This is a genomic window from Ruegeria jejuensis (genome assembly GCF_041537905.1).
Classification (GTDB): Bacteria; Pseudomonadota; Alphaproteobacteria; order Rhodobacterales; family Rhodobacteraceae; genus Ruegeria_C.
The window spans coordinates 96,601-113,086 of the sequence record NZ_JBGRUO010000003.1; the positions used below are offsets into that span (position 1 = coordinate 96,601).

At 62.7% G+C, this 16,486-nt stretch carries 15 protein-coding genes; 7 read left to right on the forward strand and 8 right to left on the reverse strand.

Going from position 1 to position 16,486, the window contains the following annotated elements; translation table 11 throughout:
- The first annotated feature begins 12 nt into the window (after positions 1-12).
- Positions 13-939, forward strand: coding sequence for a glucokinase (locus AB1E34_RS04800; protein WP_372571198.1), 927 nt, complete (start codon positions 13-15; stop codon positions 937-939).
- A gap of 3 nt (positions 940-942) precedes the next feature.
- Positions 943-1,923 carry a Gfo/Idh/MocA family protein gene (locus AB1E34_RS04805; protein WP_372571199.1) on the forward strand — a complete coding sequence of 327 codons (981 nt, stop codon included), beginning with the start codon at positions 943-945 and terminating at the stop codon, positions 1,921-1,923.
- Between the two features lie 19 nt (positions 1,924-1,942).
- Here AB1E34_RS04805 and AB1E34_RS04810 read toward each other — a convergent pair whose 3' ends face one another.
- From AB1E34_RS04810 to AB1E34_RS04830, 5 genes are all read right to left on the reverse strand, one after another.
- Positions 1,943-2,281, reverse strand: coding sequence for a hypothetical protein (locus tag AB1E34_RS04810; protein WP_372571200.1), 339 nt, complete (start codon positions 2,279-2,281; stop codon positions 1,943-1,945).
- A 66-nt stretch (positions 2,282-2,347) separates the two neighbouring features.
- Positions 2,348-6,775 carry a translocation/assembly module TamB domain-containing protein gene (locus tag AB1E34_RS04815; RefSeq protein WP_372571201.1) on the reverse strand — a complete coding sequence of 1,476 codons (4,428 nt, stop codon included), beginning with the start codon at positions 6,773-6,775 and terminating at the stop codon, positions 2,348-2,350.
- Positions 6,772-8,577 carry an autotransporter assembly complex protein TamA gene (locus AB1E34_RS04820; protein ID WP_372571202.1) on the reverse strand — a complete coding sequence of 602 codons (1,806 nt, stop codon included), beginning with the start codon at positions 8,575-8,577 and terminating at the stop codon, positions 6,772-6,774. Before AB1E34_RS04820 ends, AB1E34_RS04815 begins: the two co-directional genes overlap by 4 nt.
- Before the next feature lie 183 nt (positions 8,578-8,760).
- Positions 8,761-9,156 carry a hypothetical protein gene (locus AB1E34_RS04825; protein ID WP_372571203.1) on the reverse strand — a complete coding sequence of 132 codons (396 nt, stop codon included), beginning with the start codon at positions 9,154-9,156 and terminating at the stop codon, positions 8,761-8,763.
- Positions 9,132-9,296: a hypothetical protein gene (locus tag AB1E34_RS04830; RefSeq protein ID WP_372571435.1), complete on the reverse strand. Its 165-nt coding sequence runs from the start codon at positions 9,294-9,296 to the stop codon at positions 9,132-9,134. The genes AB1E34_RS04825 and AB1E34_RS04830 overlap by 25 nt, the downstream gene beginning before the upstream one ends.
- On the opposite strand from AB1E34_RS04830, the gene AB1E34_RS04835 reads away from it, so the two are divergent.
- Both AB1E34_RS04835 and AB1E34_RS04840 read left to right on the forward strand, forming a co-directional pair.
- Positions 9,246-9,386, forward strand: a complete 141-nt coding sequence (locus tag AB1E34_RS04835; RefSeq protein ID WP_372571439.1) for a hypothetical protein — start codon at positions 9,246-9,248, stop codon at positions 9,384-9,386. The genes AB1E34_RS04830 and AB1E34_RS04835 overlap by 51 nt on opposite strands.
- Before the next feature lie 230 nt (positions 9,387-9,616).
- Positions 9,617-11,593 (forward strand): DEAD/DEAH box helicase, encoded by a 1,977-nt coding sequence (locus AB1E34_RS04840; protein ID WP_372571204.1) that lies wholly within the window; start codon positions 9,617-9,619, stop codon positions 11,591-11,593.
- 17 nt (positions 11,594-11,610) lie between these two features.
- Here AB1E34_RS04840 and AB1E34_RS04845 read toward each other — a convergent pair whose 3' ends face one another.
- Both AB1E34_RS04845 and AB1E34_RS04850 read right to left on the reverse strand, forming a co-directional pair.
- Positions 11,611-12,591: a type I glyceraldehyde-3-phosphate dehydrogenase gene (locus AB1E34_RS04845; RefSeq protein ID WP_372571205.1), complete on the reverse strand. Its 981-nt coding sequence runs from the start codon at positions 12,589-12,591 to the stop codon at positions 11,611-11,613.
- A 75-nt stretch (positions 12,592-12,666) separates the two neighbouring features.
- Positions 12,667-13,017, reverse strand: coding sequence for a hypothetical protein (locus AB1E34_RS04850; protein WP_372571206.1), 351 nt, complete (start codon positions 13,015-13,017; stop codon positions 12,667-12,669).
- Positions 13,018-13,216: 199 nt separating this feature from the next.
- On the opposite strand from AB1E34_RS04850, the gene AB1E34_RS04855 reads away from it, so the two are divergent.
- Positions 13,217-13,573: a hypothetical protein gene (locus AB1E34_RS04855; RefSeq protein ID WP_372571207.1), complete on the forward strand. Its 357-nt coding sequence runs from the start codon at positions 13,217-13,219 to the stop codon at positions 13,571-13,573.
- A gap of 135 nt (positions 13,574-13,708) precedes the next feature.
- On the forward strand, positions 13,709-14,068 hold the full coding sequence (gene gcvH / locus AB1E34_RS04860) for a glycine cleavage system protein GcvH (protein WP_372571208.1): 360 nt from the start codon (positions 13,709-13,711) through the stop codon (positions 14,066-14,068).
- Between the two features lie 127 nt (positions 14,069-14,195).
- Here the strand turns inward: gcvH and AB1E34_RS04865 are convergent, their stop codons facing one another.
- The gene (locus tag AB1E34_RS04865) at positions 14,196-15,131 is read right to left on the reverse strand and encodes an NAD(P)-dependent oxidoreductase (protein WP_372571209.1); all 936 of its coding nucleotides are present in this window, start codon (positions 15,129-15,131) and stop codon (positions 14,196-14,198) included.
- Positions 15,132-15,250: 119 nt separating this feature from the next.
- Between AB1E34_RS04865 and AB1E34_RS04870 the strand changes: the two genes are divergently transcribed.
- Positions 15,251-16,486, forward strand: coding sequence for an acyl-CoA dehydrogenase family protein (locus AB1E34_RS04870; RefSeq protein WP_372571210.1), 1,236 nt, complete (start codon positions 15,251-15,253; stop codon positions 16,484-16,486).

Genomic DNA, 16,486 nt, shown 5'->3' on the forward strand with positions numbered 1-16,486 from the left:
TGAGGAAGGTCGATGTCCGTTCTTGTTGCCGATGTAGGAGGGACCAACGCCCGGCTCGCCATGGTCCGGGACGGAATTCCAACCGCCATCAAGCGATATAATAATGACAGCCATTCCTCGTTCTACGAGGTGTTGCAGGCCTATCGGGATAGTATCGACCATACCCCGGTCGAGGCCTGCTGCGTGGCCGTGGCGGGGCCAGTCAACGCTGATCACGCGCAACTGACCAATCGGGACTGGGATTTTGATGTCGACAGTCTGCGCAATGCTCTAGGCGGGCCGAAGCATGTGCGTCTGACCAATGATCTTGTTGCCTTGGGTTATGCGCTGCCGCATCTGCAGCCAGAACAACTGGCCGAAATTCGCCCCGTTCCCGGACCAGCCGCCAATGATCAGGCTCTGGTCGCCGGGGCGGGAACCGGGTTCAACGCCTGCCTGCTCAAGGGCAGGACGGTGGTTGAGGCGGAATTGGGCCATGTCAGCTTGCCGGTGAGCGTCGCGGACGTGCTGCGCGCGGAATTGGGCGCGGCTGCCGACCGGTTCCAGACCAACGAAGACCTGTTCTCCGGGCGCGGGCTGGCGCGGCTGCATCAGGCGATCTCCGGCACCCAGATGTCGGGGCCGCAAATCCTTGAGCAGTTTGCCCGAAGCCCGGGAGGGTGCGAAGCGCAGCGCACCGTCCTGCTCAGCGCGCGGCTGCTGGGCATACTGACCCGCGAAATGGTGCTGCAATACCTGCCGCTTGCCGGGATACACTTTGCCGGAGGTGCTGCGCGCGGCATTCTCGGGTCCTCTGCTGTGTCCGAGTTTCTGGCCGCGTTCGAGCAGGATGGCGTGCTGGCGGATCAGGTTGCGCGTGTGCCGATCAGGTTGATCGCTGATGACGCCGCCGCATTGATCGGCGCGGCGCATTTCGTGACAAGCGGCAAGAAAGGATAAGACATGGGCGATGCGCTGTTTCGCTGGGGGATTCTGTCGACATCAAAGATCGGGCGCGAGCAGGTCCTGCCCGCGATTGCACGCTCTGCCTCTGGTGTGGTTCATGCGATCGCCAGTCGCGATCCGGCGCGTGCCCAGGCCGAGGCCGTCCGGTTCGGCGCGCCGAAATCTTATGGTGACTATGACGCGCTGCTGGCCGATCCCGAGATTGACGGCGTTTACCTGCCGATCCCCACCGCTCATCACGCCGAATGGTCGATCCGCGCCGCGCAGGCGGGCAAACATGTGCTGTGCGAAAAACCCATCGCCTTGAAGGCCGCAGAGATCGATCCGATCATCGCTGCGCGCGACAGCACGGGCTGCCTGATTTCCGAGGCGTTCATGGTTGCCTATCACCCGCAGTGGCACAAGGTGCGGGACCTGATCGCCGAAGGCGCAATCGGGCGGTTGCGCCACGTGACCGGCGGGTTCTCATACCACCTGACGGACCCTGGCAATATGCGCAACAAGCCCGATCTGGGCGGCGGTGCTTTGCCCGATATCGGCGTCTATCCGGTGGTGTCGACCTTGCTGGCCACCGGGGCCGAGGCGGGGGAGGTGACCGGGCAGGTTGAGTTTTCGCCCCAGTTCGGAACCGATATCTATGCCCGCGCCAATGTCGACTTTGACGGGTTCAACCTGTCATTTTACGTCTCCAGCCAGATGGCCCTGCACCAGTCGATGCGGTTCATGGGCGAGGCGGGTTGGATCGACGTGCGCGCGCCGTTCAACGCAGTGAATTACGACTACGCCGAGGTGGTGCTGCACGACCAGAAAAACGCCACACAGACGGTCTACAGGTTCGATGTGAACCAGTACGAACGACAGGCCGATGCTTTTGTCGCCGCCTGTCGCGGCGACCGCAGCAACGTCTTTCCGCTGGAGATGTCCAAGAAGGTCCAGCAGGTGATCGACGGGATTTATGCTGCGGGCGGCGGACGCTAAGCAGGGCTGCTGATCGCCGCTATATCTTACACTTTGCCTGGATTTCAGCGATGCGGGTATCCAGCTTTTTCTGGTACTCGCCCGACAGGATTTCCAGCTTCTCGTTCTCGGTGTCCGTCACAATCCCCAGCAGCGCGCCCGCTGGCGTGATCGCGGTGGCCGAAACAAGTTCCTGGCTCTGCGCGTATTTCTTTTCCGAATTGAGCGCGCGCAAATCCCCTTCGGCGGTGGCGCAGTTCACCGGCTTTGTGGACGGGTCCCTGAGCGGCCGCATCGAGCAGGCGGATGTCAGCAATACCGCTGCGGCGGCTGTCAGCAGGAGGGAATTTCTGCCTGTTATGTATCGCGTATTTGTCATGGTCATTCTCGCCTCGTTCCTTGTGTATGTGGTTGCGCGCGATGGGTTGGCATCGCGCCTTACCCCTCAATAGTCACGTTCGAAAAACACGCCGATCCCGGTGCTGCCTGTATTGTCCACGCTGCCTTTCAGCGTGATGTTGTCGGTCACATCCAGGTTCAGGTTCACTTCGGTCTCACCTTCGGTGTTGACGGTGAAGTCGGTGTAAAGCTCATCGCTCAGATAGGCACCTGCGCCAAACCGCCCGCCGCCGCCTTCATTGGCGCCGATATCGATATTGCTCAGCCCCGTGCTGTCACGTGCGCCCTTCGTCACATCGCCCCCGGCGCCGCTCAGCTGCGCCAGCGAGGCCGCCATTTGCGCGACGACCAGCGGCGACAGCTCCGAGAATCGGTTGCCAAAAAGCAGCATCGCCAGCGCCTCTTCTGGGGGGCGTTCGGGATCGGAATAGACCTGGATTTCGGGCAGGTCGAGTGGCCCCGAGATTTCCAGCGTCGCCTGACCATCCGATGTGGTCGAGGTCGATTCGAACTCGATATAGGGGTCCAAATTGCCCTGCAACGCGATGATGCCCTTGGTCAGTTCCAGGCGCCGCCCAAGCAGATCCAGATTACCCCGGATCAGCTCGATCTGACCGGAGGGCGAGACCGAGGCGGTGGTGCCGCCGATATTGATCGCACCGCCCAACTCCGCATTTAGCCCGCGCCCGCGCACAAACATCTTGTTGGGAACCACGATGTCGATATTCAGCGACGTGGTCGAATCGCTGCGCCCTTCCTCTTCGTCCGGCTTGATCAGCCCGGCATTCTTCAGCGTTTGGTAAACCGCACTGGATTCACCCACATGGGTCATGTCCGGAATCGGGGCGGCACTGGCCGACCCGGTGGCGGCGTTGAGGTTGATATTGGTCTCGCCAATATCGATCCGCCCGGCGATCGCGCTGTTGCCCGCCAGCGCGCCGGTGATGGCGATCTGGCCATTGGCCGAAGTTTCGTAGAGCAGGTTGTCAGTCAGAACCAACTGGTTGAGCGCGACAGTGATATCGGTGTTGAGTGGCGGCGTCAGTTGAATCGGTCCGTTGACCTGTATGTTGCCGCCGGTGCGGATGGCCGCATTCATGGCAACGGTTGCGGTGCTGTTGGCCATCGTCACGGTGCCGTTGATACCGGTCAGCGTCTGGCGTGCGCCGGGGATGGCCAGCGCTGCGCCGTTGGTTGAAATCGTTCCGCTCAGCGCATCAAGCGCCGGTTGCCCTTTTAGGGCGAGGTCGAATTGCGCGGTGCCTTCGATCTTGTTGGGCGAGATGAAATTGTTGGCGATGCCGATATTGACCTGACCCTTGGCCGCCAGATCGGCATCGCCGCTTGTTTCGTCAAAGGTGCCCTTGAGCGTCGTGGACACATCCGCCGGGCCGGTGGCGTTACCGTCGATGGTCCAGACACCATTGTCGCGACGCGCATTGCCATTGGCGGTGAGCGAGCCGGGGAAATCGGGTATCAGACGTTCGACCTGGTCAAGCCTGGCCTCGAAGTCGAAATCGGCGTTGCCGTTCAACTCGGCCGAGCCGTCGAGCTTGGCAAAGGACGAGGCCGGGCCATTCAGTTGCACAACACCGTCAAACCCGGACCCGGTGCGCGACACGTCGCCCTGCAGCTTCATCTCTCCGCTGCTGAGCGTTGTGATCCGGCTGATATCATCCAGCGCAGCCGAAAATGTCAGCTTGCCACCAGCTTCCTGCAAGGTTCCGCTGGCCTGCGCCGAAATGGCGGTTGCGGCGAGGTCGAAATCGCGGATGTTCAGACCCGCGTCGGTCTTGGCGGCATCCGCTTTCAGCGTGGTGCGCCCGGTGATCAGCTTGTCGAGTTGCTCAATGCCGCTGCGCAGGTTCTGCGCGTCGAGATTGAGCTGAATATCGAAGGTCTCATCCGACAATGCGCCCGAACCACCCAGTTTTACCGCCACCGAGCCGCCCAGATCGCGCTGCGCCAGATCCGAGAACAGCGACAGGTCAGACGCGCTGGCCTTGATGGTGCCATTTGCCGCATATTCCTGCGCTTCGATCCCCGAAACGGTCACCGCGCCGCTGGCCTTGAGCGTTTTGCCGGCCACATCGAAATCGCGGATGGTCAGCGTGTCATCTGCGTTTGTGGCGTCGATGGTGATCTTCAAGTCGCCCGCGATCAACGGGTCGATCTGGTCCATGCCGCTTTTCAGGTCTCTGCCGGAGGCCTGCGCCTGAATGTCAAAGCTGCGATCCTTCAGCGCGCCGTTGCCTTTGAGCGCTGCGGTCAAGTTGCCAGCCAGCTCGCGGCCTGCCAGATCGGAAAAGATCGACAGGTCTTTGGCAGAGAGCGTCACATCCGCTTGTGAGACAGCATAGTCCCCGCTGTCGATCCCGGTCGCCATGCCCGTCGCTTCAGCCGAAAAGCTGCGGCCATCGATCTTGAAATCGCGCAGGGTCAGGCCTTCGCTGTCATTCTTTGCGTCCAGTTGGATGCTGGTATCGCCGGTCAGCAGCGGGTCGACCTGTGACAGCCCGCTTTTCAGGTCCCGGCCGGTCGCACTCATCTGAATGTCGAAATGCCTGTCCTTGATTGCGCCGCTGCCTTCGATCTCGGCGTTGATCGCCCCTGCCAGATCGCGCTGGGCCAGCTTCGAGAACAGCGACAAGTCTTCGGCGGCCAGCTTGACGCTTCCGTCACCGCTGAAATCGCCCTCCGACCCGGTCAGATTGGCGGCGGCTTCGACCGACAACGTCTCGCCGGTCAGAGCGAACTCACGAACCGTCAGCCCATCTGTGTCGCGCAGCGCGTCGAGCGTGATGGAGACCGGGCCATCGAGCAGCGGGTCGACCTCGTCCATGCCGCTTTCGAGGCCAGTGCCGTCGGCGGTCAGCACAAAATCGAAACTGCCCCCCAACGGAGCGCCGGTGCCGTCCAGGCTGGCGGTCACCGACCCGGCCAGATCACGGCCCGCCACACCGGAAAATCGCGACAGATCGGCGGCGTCCAGCGTTACGTTGCCATCCATCTCGAAGCCGCTGTTCAACCCCTTGATGTCCACATCCGCCTGCGCGGTGACATCGCCGCTGATCAGTTCGAACTCCGACAATTTCAACTCACCATCACCCAGCAGGTCAAAAAGCCCATCCAGCGTGATCGTGTCGCCCGCCGCCTGCGCCAGCGCCGCATCGCTGAAGCTCAGCCCGTCCAGCGCTGCCTGCAGATCACCGGTCAGTTCCTTGTTGCCAGCCTGATCCAGTTCGCCCTGCGCGCCGAGTTTCAACTGATCCAGTGACATATCGGGCGTGCTGACATCATTGGCGCTCAGGTTGAGGTACCAACCTTCGCCGCTCGCCGCATCGAGCAGCAGCGAAAACTCTGCCGCGCCCAGTTCGGTGACAGGATCGGCAACCGGCAGCACGACCGTATTGCCCTCGGGTGGGGTGATGCGACCCTGAATGGCCAGCTTTTCCCACACCCCGTCACCCGCGCGTTCCACCTCGCCCTCAAGACGCAACGCTTCCGAGGTCAGGTCCAGCTCGGAAATCGTCAGCCCGCCATCGGGATCGCTGCGGCCATCCACGACAAGCCGCGTATCGGTGCCGAAAAACGGATCGAACCGGGGCTGCAGGAACGGTGTCAGATCGCCGCCGACATTTGCCGAAAAGGCAATGCTGGTCTCATCCTCGGCATCCGGGGTCGGAACGCCCCGCAGCCGCACCTGACCCGAGACGCGTTCCGTGTCGTCGCTGGTCAGGCCGATATCGGCGGTGAAATCGTCCACCGGGCCTTCGCCCTTGGCGGTAAGCAGCAGGGGCGGTGAATCGGGCAGGTTCAAAGCGGTCGAGATGATCCCGCCCGCATCCTCAACCACCTGCAGATCCAGCGTGATCTGGGTGCTGGAATTGACATAACCAGCGGTCAGTTTGACGCTGTCGCCGGGCCGGTCCTGACGTGTGACCTCTAGATTGGTGTCCAGCGTACCATCGGCCAGCGACAGGTTGCCGTTGACCTCCAGCACCGCCGCGCGCCCGATCAGTGGCTCGCCCAGGCTTAGCTTGTCGACGCGCAGCTCTTCGATATTCACCGCCACCGGCAGTTCCGGCACCTGAAAGCTCGAGGCACCGGGATCGGGCGGCGGAGTATCCTGTTCAATGGGTTCGGGCTTGCGCGCGATGTCGATCTCTTCGGCGGAGAGCGTATTGACCGAAAACCGGCCGCGCAGCAGGCCCAGCCGGTTCCAGTCCAGTTCCGCATTCTTGATGGTCAGCCAGACCCCATCATCATCCGAGACGGTGATCTCTTGTATGGTCGCGCGCGAGCTTAGCGCGCCTTCCAGACCCACCACTTTCAGGTAACGGCCATCGCCCGACAGCGTATCCTCCAGAAAATCGACCAGCAGCCCGCCGGTTTCTTCCTGCGCCACAGCCGGAGCGGGGACCTGGCTGAGGCAGAGCGTGACTGCTACGGCATATGGTGCTGACCTGATCAAAACGCCTGTCCGATCCCGATATAGAATTGCAGCCCGTCACCGGTATCACCGCTGACCGGAACCGCCAGGTCGACCCGCAGCGGGCCGAACCCGCCCAGATCATAACGCACCCCGATCCCGGCACCAGAGTGACTTTCCGAGTCACCCGTGACAAAGGCATCGGCACCGACCATGCCATAGTCGTAGAACCCCACCAGCGAGATGCTCTCGGTGACGCGGCCCCTGACCTCGGCGGAAAGGCCCAGAAACGACTTGCCCCCTGCAACCTCGTCGCCAACCGGAATGCCGAGGCTTTCATAAGGTTGCCCGCGCACCGTCCCTGCACCACCAGAAAAGAACAGGTATTCCGGGGATACTTTGTTCAAGGCCGGGCCGCCGACCGACCCCAGTTGAACGCGCCCGGCCAGCACCAGATTGCCATTCGAGGCGACATCGAAATAGGTACGGCCATCACCGTAAAGCTGTGCGGCGGTTTCGGTGCCGGAAATACCGACCAGCGGTGTAAAGCGCCCATCCAGAAAAAAGCCACGCGTCGGGTTGACCTTGTTGTCACGCCGGTCCCATTCGGCGCGAAACGGCACCAGCAGATAGCGGAACGGCCGGTCATCGCCAAAGGCGTCGTCGGCCTTGGCGTCGCTCACAGCGACATAGGCTTCGCCGAAAAGCGCGGGCGAGAATACCCTTCGCGCACCCACGCCCAGCAACAGGGTCGAGATGTCATAATGCTCGCGATTGCGCCGTTCCCACTGGGCCAGATAGAACATGCTGTCATCCGGGCCCAAGCGGTCGGGCATGTCCAGCCGCATACCAACGCGCCCGTCGATATCCTCGTCGCCCCCGATATTGCGCAGCGCCGCCTCGAACTTGAAGCGTGCGGCGCGGCGGAACACGTTGCGATGATACCAGGCGAGGCTCAGATCAAGGCCCTGGTTCGACGACAACTCGACCCCAAAGCTCAGCCGTCTTGGCGGCATATCCTCGAAGGTTGCATCGAAATCGAGGCTGCCATCGGGGTTTGCGGTTTCGTATTCGGTGATCCGGACGCTGCTGAAGGTCCCGGTGCGGCGCAGCCGGGTTCCGACCTGCTGGACCTGCGCGGGGGAATAGACCTCGCCGGTGGGAAAGCCTGCGATCCGGTAGATCGACTCGGGCCTGACGCGGGTGTCGCCCTTGATGTGCAACGTGCCAAAGGTCAGCTTCTGCCCCTGGGCCACATCGATCTGCGCGTCGAGACGGGCTTGTGTGTGCCTTGCGGTGATCTTCTGATCGCCGATCGCGGCCTTGGGATGGCCGACATCGCGCCAGCCCTGCACAGCGGCCGTGGCCGCCTGCTGAATGGTGCCGGTGCTGGCCGGGCGTCCGGGCGCGAAATTTTCCGGCAGTTCGGTGCCGCGCGCCAGCGGCGCGATTTCCGCCGTGCCAAAGGTGAAGGACGGGCCGGTCTTGACCGAGATGTTGACCGACTGCACCGCGCCGGGCGTGTTCAGCGGATCGATATCCGCCGCTTCCTGCCCGTCGAGGCGGATGTTCACAACCGGGCTGAAATACCCGGCATCATAAAGGATCTGCACCAGTGTCCGGTAATCCGCCAGCGCCGCTGACAGCAATTCCAGCGGGGTGTCCAGGCCGCGCGCCTCGGCGTTCAGAACCGATGACCCCTCTTCCAGCTTCTCGCGCAGTTCCTTGGAGGCACCGGGGGCCGAGAGCCCGGTTTCCAGCGCCCAGAGCATGGAAGGCGACAGCATCACGCAGGCTATCATGCAGCCGCGTTTCACTGCTTTCCACTTACCGAGACCTGTCATGGCCGGCTCCGAATTGCCTCAATTTTCCGACGGTTTGCCCACCCGAATGGCACCGTGCTTGTTCACCAGTTAACACATGCGGGGCGCGTATCGGAAAGGTATTTTCTGCCCGCAGACACTTTCTATTGGGTTTATGTGACCATGGCTCCACGAAATGGCGGTTCCGCGGGCCGTCAGAGGCGGTCATTCGGTCGGATCGCCGATATCGTGATGCCCTTCCTCGCATTCCCACTGAATGCCGTAACGGTCGACGAAATAGAAATAACGGATGCCGCTGATGATATCGGCGGTGGCCTGTTTCTGCTCTGCATCCGCCTCGGTCGCGGCATCGAAAAAGCGGAAATCGGCGGGAGTCGTCGGGCTGATCCGCTCCGGGCGATAGTCGGGGGCTTGCGAGATCATGCGCGTGTCCGGCTGTGCCCGCACATGGGCAAAGGCGGCGTCGATGCCTGAAACCTTGAGTGCGACATGTCCGACACGGCGGCGGTCGGTCGTGGCCAGATCATGATCGAGCACCTGGCCCGCAGGCGCGTGATACTCCATCAGTTCCAGTGTCATCGCATTGGCGGGCAGGGCCATGAAGGCGATCGAGACATCGACCGTGTCCCATTTCTCGCCAAAGCCCGCGCTTTTGGCGAAGCCTTCGTTTCGGAAATGGGGAAGATCTGTTGCGGCACGGCGCCGAGCAGATCCTGATAATAGGCAAGCGCGCTGTCGATATCATCAACATTGACACAGATGTGGCTGAGGCCGGTGATGGTGAGCATGGCATGAACGTCCCGGAACAGGATACGGATGCCTCACCCTAGGCGGGTGCAGGCCGCGACGCCAGTCGTGCCGAGGCGGTATGGCCGCCATGCGTCTGGTGCACAATCAGGCATAAACCACCAAAAATCGGACAGGTGTGCGCCACTTTCGCGCATCTTGCCGCAACAAGCCCTGTACATGCCGGGTGCAAAGGTCTACACGCGCGCCTTTGTTGGCCGGTGCCGCGACTTCGAGCCTCCAGAACTGCTTACAACAAGAAAATGGAACGGCTGTGAAGAAGACTCTCGCTGATGCGCTGGACGCGCGTGGATATACCACCCTTACCGCCGTGCAAGAGGCGGTGACGGCCCCCGAAACCATCGGTCAGGACCTGCTGGTCTCGGCCCAGACCGGCTCTGGCAAGACGCTGGGTTTTGGTCTGGCCATCGCGCCGGGCCTTCTGGGCGAGGGCGATGTTTTTGATGCTGCGGACGCGCCGCTGGCCCTGGTGATCGCACCGACGCGGGAACTGGCTTTGCAGGTCAAGCGGGAACTGGGCTGGCTCTTTGAAAACACCCGCGCCGTCGTGACCTCGACCGTGGGTGGCATGGATATGCGTGACGAGCGGCGTGCGCTGGCACGCGGCAGCCATATCGTGGTCGCCACGCCCGGACGTCTGCGCGACCACATCATGCGCGGCTCGATAGATCTGAGCGCGCTCAAGGCGGTGGTGCTGGACGAAGCGGATGAGATGCTGGATCTGGGCTTTCGCGAGGATCTGGAATTCATTCTGGAAAATGCACCCGAAGAACGGCAGACGCTGCTGTTTTCGGCCACGGTGCCCCCGGCCATCGCCAGGCTCGCCAAGAGCTACCAACGGGACGCGATCCGCATCGCCACCACCAGCGGATCAAAACAGCACGCGGATATCGATTATCGCGCCTTCAAGGTATCGGCACGCGATGGCGAGAATGCGATCATCAACGTGCTGCGCTATTACGAGGCACCCAACGCGATTGTCTTCTGCAACACCCGAGCGATGGTCAACCGGCTGACCACGCGCCTGTCAAACCGTGGATTTTCCGTCGTCGCCCTGTCCGGGGAGCTGTCGCAGACCGAGCGCACCCATGCCTTGCAGGCAATGCGCGACGGGCGTGCGCGGGTCTGTGTTGCGACCGATGTTGCCGCGCGCGGGATCGACCTGCCCAACCTCGATCTGGTGATCCATGCGGAACTGCCCAGCAATCAGGAAACGCTGCTGCACCGCTCGGGTCGCACGGGCCGGGCCGGGCGCAAGGGCGTCAGCGCGCTGATCGTGCCGCCCGCCGCTCAGAAAAAAGCGCAACGCCTGCTGGGCTGGGCGAAACTGACAGCGGAATGGGACGAGGCGCCCTCCGCCGAGGCGGTATCGGCCCAGGATGAGGAGCGGATGCTGGCCAGCCCGGACTGGCAAACACCGGTTGAGGAGTCCGATCGCGACATGGTCGCGACCCTGACCCAGGCGTTTACCGCCGAACAGATCGCGGCGGCGTATCTCAGACTATATCGGGAACGCCATTCCGCGCCCGAGGACCTGTCTGACATCAACGAAGCCCCCAAACCGCGCGCGCCGTTTGGTCCCAGCGTCTGGTTTTCGCTGGAAGGGGGGCGCGACGCGGGGGCCGAGCCGCGGCGGTTGCTGCCGATGCTGTGCAAGCGGGGCAATATCTCGCGCGAGGATGTTGGAGCTATCCGCATTCAGCCAAAGGACTCGCTGATCGAAATGCGTGAAAGCGCGGTTCAGGGTTTCCTGACGGCGATCGGGTCTGAAATGGTGCTGGAGGGGGGCGCGGCGCTGACCCGGCTGGCAACCCCGCCCAAGCTGGATCGCGGTCCGCGTCACGACAAACCCTCTGGCCCCAAACCTCGCAAGCCGCGTGATGCGGGACCACCGGCCAAAGGCAAAACGCCGGGTACCACCACGCCAGTGGATTGGAACGATGATCCGAAACCGCGCGTGAAAAAGCCCAAACCGGGCGCGAAACCCGGGCACCGGAAGGGTCCAAAACCAACGGCGCCGCAACCGCCCGAAGCGGTGGTGGTCGAGCCGGCCAAGCCCCGCAAACCGGCAGCCGGTTCCAAGCGGGGCGAAGGCAAAGGGGATCGCCCGCGCGGCCCCAAACCCCCCGTCGGCAAACCGTCGAGCAAGAAGAACCGCGCGCGTCGGGCCGCTATGGGCAAGCCCGGCGGCATGGGGGCACCAACGCGCAAAGGCGGTAAGAAACGCTAAGACCGGCCGCGGGCCGGTCAGGCCATCAGCCGGGCCACATCCAACATCCGCGCGGAAAAGCCCCATTCATTGTCGTACCAGCCAAAGACGCGCAATTGGCGCGGCCCGGTCATCCGGGTCTCGGGGCCTGCAATCACCAGCGACTCGGGTCTTGCCCGCAGATCCGAAGAGACCAGCGGCAGATCGGTCCAGCCCAGGATGGGTGAGGCGTCGATCGCGGTACGCAGTGCACTGATGAATGCGTCGTCGCGGCTGTCCCGCGCCAGTTGAACCACCAGATCGACCGCGGAGACGCTGGCGCTGGGCACCCGGACGGCGGCCCCGCTGATGCGCCCAGCCAGTTCCGGCAGGACCTCGTTCACCAGATGTGTGGCGCTGGTGGTGGTGGGCACCATCGACAGCGCCCCGGCGCGCGAGCGGGCCAGATCGCCGCGCGGGGCGTCGACCAAGGGCTGGCTGTTGGTGTAGCAATGGATCGTCGTCATATGCGCGGTGTCGATCCCGGCAATGCCGTGGATCACCTTGATCAGCGGCGCCAGACCGTTGGTGGTGCAGGAGGCGTTCGACACGATCCGCGCATCGCCCAACTGTTCCTCGTTAGCACCCAGAACAACCGTCAGCTCGGCAGCCGGCGAGGGGCCGGAAATCAGCACCTTGCGCGCGCCCGCATCCAGACCGCGCCGCGCCACATCGGAGCTGCGCGCAACACCGGTGCAATCCAGCAGAACATCAACGCCGGACAGATCAATCCGGCTCAGGTCGTCGCTATGTGTAAACGGAATGTGTCGCCCGTCCACTACCAGCGCGTCGGGTTCGGTTTCGACCCGGCCCGGATAGGGGCCAAAGGTGCTGTCATACTGGAACAGATAGGCGCAGGTCTTGAGCGGCGCGATGTCGTTGACGCCCAACAATTCAATGCCCGCATCGGCGGGCATGGCCAATATCTGGCGCAGAATGGTGCGGCCGATGCGGCCAAATCCGTTGATCGCGAGTCTCATGCCGCAGATATGCCAGCGCTTGACGGGCAGCTCAACGACAGCGGCAATATTGATACAATTTAGCCGGTTAGGCGTTTACGAGGCCGGAGCGGCCGGGCATTGCACCTGAGCAAAGAACTGACCCGAGATGTTTTCATACATCGTGTTGCCTAACACCCTGCATCCCGTTGCCTGCCGGATCGCGGCGCTGGCCTGAACCGGGCGCGGGCGTGCGGGCTGGCCGAACGGGTTGAGGTTGTTCATGTCGCGCGTGGCCCGGTAGACGACCGGACTATCGGAGACCTGTCGCACCGCCCAGGTCCGGCTCATGACCGAGACATTCTTGCTGGGATAGGCGTTCTGACCGCCCGGCAAGGCGAACGGATCGCTGCAAGCGCCAAGGCCAAGCAGAACGGGGGCGACCAAGAGGGCAGCGCGAATTCTCATAACTCATCTCCGTGGATGCGACATCTGCTTGAACCACACCAAATTTTTCATCTTATGGGAAGCCCTTGCGGATCAATCTGTGAGCGTGGCGTCCAAAATGGCACGGGTCGAACCCTTTGGTAAATTTGGGTCGTGACCCTAGACGAGCCCAGCGGTCCATGCGAGCATGAGCACAACGCAATTTTTCCGCGAGCCTGCCATGAAACAGATATTTCTAACGCTTTGCCTGAGTTTTGCTCTGGCCGGGCTTGCCGTCACGTCGCAGGCAAAACCCCTGTCGCGTATCATCGCCGAAAGCGGGTTGTCGCCCGAGGACTTTCAACTGATGCAGCAGGCGATGGGCCAGCTGGTGGTGAATGGTGTTCCGCAGGTCGGAAAGACCGTGGCGTGGGACAATCCGGCGACCAAGTCCAAAGGCTCGGTCACATTGCAGGAAATGCGCGACAATTGCGGGTTCCTCAATCAGGTTGCGCATCCCAAGGGGGCCGAACGGCCGGTGCAGATTCGCAGCCGCATGTGTCGGCAAGCGGATGGAAGATGGCTGCTTGTGCCCTGACCCGATAGGGTCCCGCGCCGATAGCCCCGCAGAAGATTGACGCATTGAACTCTTGCGCTTGCGGCGCAGGCGGTCCTAGGCTTTGACGTGCCGATTGGGGCGCCAGGGACAAGTGCTAGGTCGAGGGAAGACAGCATGAAATTTACCGAAGAACATGAATGGCTGGTCGTCGAGGAGGATGTGGTGACCGTGGGCATCACGGCCCATGCCGCCGAACAACTGGGTGATATCGTCTTTGTCGAGCTGCCCGAGATTGGCTCTGAGGTGGCCAAGGACGATGAGATTGTGGTGATCGAGAGCGTCAAGGCCGCGTCCGACATTCTTGCGCCACTGGATGGCGAGGTCGTCGAGGTCAACGAGGCGCTCGCCGACGAGCCGGGCAAGGTCAATGAAGACCCGACCGGGGCCGGATGGTTCTTCAAGCTGAAAGTGTCCGACATGTCGCCGATGGACGACTATATGGACGAAGCCGCCTATACCGCCTTCATCGGCTAACTGGCCAGCTTCTTGCCGAGGGAACGGGCCGTTTCCGCATTGAGGCGGGCCAAGGGCCCGCCGCTCTTTTGCTGGCCTGTCCTTGCGGACAGGCGTTGGCGCTTGTGGCGGCTGTTGCGCCCTGTTCTCAGTAGCCGCGTGCGCGGTCGACCTCATGCAACAGAACCTCACCTGCGCTCAGGCGGCGCAGGTTTTCCGCCACGTCTTTCAGCGCATCCCCAAGATGCCAGCCGGACACGTGTGGTGTTAGGGTGACCTTGGGATGCGACCAGAGCGGGCTGTCAGCGGGCAGGGGTTCCTGGTTGACCACATCCAAAACCGCATGGTCTGGTATGCCCGCGTCCAGCGCGTGCAGCAGCGCACCCTCGTCGATCAGATCGCCGCGCCCGGCATTGAGTAGCTGGCTGCCGGGTTTCATGGCGGCAAGCATGGGCGCATCGATCAGCCCTGCGGTTTCGGGCGTGCTGGGCAGGATGGCGCAGACATGGTCGCAGCGGCCTAAAAGGGCGGGCAGCGCGTCATAGCCATGATGACAGGTCACACCGGGCAGGGATTTCGGCGACCGGCTCCAGCCATGGACCTGAAACCCCAGTTGATCCAGCAGCCGTGCGGTATAGCCGCCGATATGGCCCAGCCCCAATATGCCAACTTGCGTGTCCGCTGTGACCCGCGGCGCCACCGGCGACCAGTCGGCCTGCGCCTGCTGGCGGCGATAGCGATCGCCTTGGCGCTGGACGTTCAGGATATAGGTCAGGAACCACTCTGCAATCTCGCGGGCGGGAGCCTCTGGCTTCAGCCGGGTAACCCGGACGTGGTCGGGCAGGGCCGGGTGGCGCACGATGGTTTCCACGCCGGCACCCAGTTTCTGCACCAGGCGCAGGTTGGGCAGACGTTGCGGCAGTTCCGAGTCCAGCCGCGAGACAGCCAGCATGGTCACCTCGCCCAGATCGCCGGGTTCGGCCAGCGACCGCACATCCAAGGCCGGGGCATATGCGCAAATGATCTCGGCAATCTCGTCATCGCGCATCCATCCGTCATGGCCGACATTGATCAGCAGCGCCATCAGGGGTCCTTTCGCAACTACCGGGTGACATATCGTCACCCAACTGGACATTCGCCGCCCAGCTAAGTCATCCTCCGGTCAAACGTAAAGCCCGGTGATCCCGGCAAAGGAGAGATATCATGACGATGAGCTTTGGGATGCGGGACGAGCACCGTGCGCTGCTGGGCCGGGTAAGCGCGATGATTCGCGATGAGGTCATGCCGCTGGAAGAGGAATATCAGGGGGAAGTGGCCAAGGGCGATCGCTGGCAATATACCGACCGGCAGACCGAGATTCTTGAAGGGTTGAAGGCCAAGGCCAAAGCGGCGGGGCTGTGGAATTTCTGGCTGACCGACAGTGATCGGGGGTTCGGGCTGACCACGGTTGAATACGCCTATTTCGCCGAAGAGATGGGAAAGACCCCGCTGGGGGCCGAGGTGTTCAACTGCTCGGCACCTGATACCGGCAATATGGAAGTCTTTGAGCGTTATGGCACCGAGGCCATGAAATCCGAGTGGCTGGCGCCGCTTCTGGAGGGAGAGATTCGGTCCGCCTATCTGATGACCGAGCCGGATGTGGCCTCGTCCGATGCCACCAATATCTCGATGTCCTGCGTGCGGGACGGGGCGGACTATGTGCTCAATGGCGAGAAATGGTGGGCCTCGGGTGCGGGAGATCCGCGTTGCCGGGTTTACATCGTGATGGTGCGGACGGGGGATGACGACACACCCAAGCATCAGCGCCATTCTATGATCGTGGTGCCTGCGGACACTGCGGGGATCGAGGTGCTGCGCCCGATGCAGGTCTACGGCCATGACGATGCGCCGCACGGGCATATGCATATCCGGTTTACCAATGTGCGGGTTCCGGTCGAAAACATCCTGCTGGGCGAGGGGCGCGGGTTCGAGATCGCGCAGGGCCGCCTCGGGCCGGGCCGCATCCACCATTGCATGCGTGCCATCGGGCAGTCCGAAACCGCGCTGGAACAGATGTGCAGGCGCGCGCTGCAGCGCGAGGCGTTTGGCAAGCGGCTGGCGCAGCTTGGCGCGAACTATGACATCATCGCCGAATGCCGGATGGAGATCGAAATGGCGCGCCTGCTCTGCCTCAAGGCGGCGTGGTATATGGATCAGGGGGATGCGCGGGCTGCGGCCCCCTGGATTTCGCAGATCAAGGTGATCGCGCCGCGCGTGGCGCTCAAGGTGATCGACGAGGCCGCCCAGATGTTCGGCGCGCAAGGTGTCAGTCAGGACACGCCGCTGGCCACCGCCTGGACCCATGTGCGAACGCTGCGACTGGCCGACGGTCCGGATGCGGTGCATCGGCGGCAAGTCGCCCGGACGGAGCTGCGGAAATACACGCAGGAGAAAGTCTGA

Excerpts from the sequence above, each read along its gene's own strand:
- AB1E34_RS04800 (WP_372571198.1), top strand. The coding sequence starts at position 13 with ATGTCCGTTCTTGTTGCCGATGTAGGAGGGACCAACGCCCGGCTCGCC.
- AB1E34_RS04805 (WP_372571199.1), top strand. The coding sequence starts at position 943 with ATGGGCGATGCGCTGTTTCGCTGGGGGATTCTGTCGACATCAAAGATC.
- AB1E34_RS04810 (WP_372571200.1), bottom strand. The coding sequence starts at position 2,281 with ATGACAAATACGCGATACATAACAGGCAGAAATTCCCTCCTGCTGACA.
- AB1E34_RS04820 (WP_372571202.1), bottom strand. The coding sequence starts at position 8,577 with ATGACAGGTCTCGGTAAGTGGAAAGCAGTGAAACGCGGCTGCATGATA.
- AB1E34_RS04825 (WP_372571203.1), bottom strand. The coding sequence starts at position 9,156 with ATGGCCCTGCCCGCCAATGCGATGACACTGGAACTGATGGAGTATCAC.
- AB1E34_RS04845 (WP_372571205.1), bottom strand. The coding sequence starts at position 12,591 with ATGAGACTCGCGATCAACGGATTTGGCCGCATCGGCCGCACCATTCTG.
- AB1E34_RS04850 (WP_372571206.1), bottom strand. The coding sequence starts at position 13,017 with ATGAGAATTCGCGCTGCCCTCTTGGTCGCCCCCGTTCTGCTTGGCCTT.
- AB1E34_RS04855 (WP_372571207.1), top strand. The coding sequence starts at position 13,217 with ATGAAACAGATATTTCTAACGCTTTGCCTGAGTTTTGCTCTGGCCGGG.
- gcvH (WP_372571208.1), top strand. The coding sequence starts at position 13,709 with ATGAAATTTACCGAAGAACATGAATGGCTGGTCGTCGAGGAGGATGTG.
- AB1E34_RS04865 (WP_372571209.1), bottom strand. The coding sequence starts at position 15,131 with ATGGCGCTGCTGATCAATGTCGGCCATGACGGATGGATGCGCGATGAC.
- AB1E34_RS04870 (WP_372571210.1), top strand. The coding sequence starts at position 15,251 with ATGACGATGAGCTTTGGGATGCGGGACGAGCACCGTGCGCTGCTGGGC.